Annotated in this window: 1 pseudogene; it reads left to right on the top strand. The window is 75.2% G+C overall.

The features are described 5' to 3' along the window. Positions 1 to 798 (top strand): annotated as a pseudogene (locus tag KBY19_RS35875) (hypothetical protein); the annotation flags it as partial.

The raw sequence follows: 798 nt of genomic DNA, 5'->3' as shown, positions 1-798 counted from the left end.
GGAGATCGCCGCGCAGTTGGTCATCTCCGTACGTACCGTCGAGTCGCACGTCTCCTCGCTGCTGCGCGCCGGTCTGATCCCCCGGCTGCGCGACCCTGGCAACGGCAACGGCAACGGCAACGGCAACGGCAACGGCAACGGCAACGGCACCGGCAACGGCAACGGCGACGGCGACGGCGACGGCGACGGCGGGGAGGACGGCGCCGCGACTCCCGCGGCCGTACGGATCCTCACGCCCGGCCCGGACCCCCTGCGCACGCACGCCGAACGGCTCCGGCCCGTACCCGACACCGACGCCGACACCTGGTTGATCGTCGACCAGTTCGAGGAGCTGTACACCCTGGGCGCCGACCCGGCCGACCGGGACGCCTTCATCGACCGCCTGGTCGCCGCCACCGACGCCGACAGCCGGCTGCGCGTCGTCATCGCGGTGCGAGCCGACTTCCTCGGCCGCTGCGCCGAACACCCCGGCCTCACCGCGGCGTTGCAGCACGCCACGCTGCTCGCCGGGCCGATGAGCCGGGCGGAGCTGCGGGAGGCCATCGTCCGCCCGGCCGCCGCGGTCGGCCTCATCGTCGAGCGCTCCTTGACCCATCGCCTCCTGGACGAGGTCGAGGGTGCCCCGGGCGGGCTGCCGCTGATGTCGCACGCCCTGCTGGAGACCTGGCGCCACCGCAGCGGCCGCGCCCTGACCGAGGCCGCCTTCGAGACCGCCGGCGGGCTGCGCGGCGCCGTCGTCCGCACGGCCGAGCAGGTGTACGGCGAGCTCACCGCGCCCCAGGCGGAACTGGCCCGCCG

Origin of the sequence: Streptomyces sp. B15 (genome assembly GCF_018070605.1) — a bacterium.
Taxonomy (GTDB): Bacteria; Actinomycetota; Actinomycetes; order Streptomycetales; family Streptomycetaceae; genus Streptomyces; species Streptomyces smyrnaeus.
This window is presented reverse-complemented; position numbering and strand designations above follow the sequence as displayed.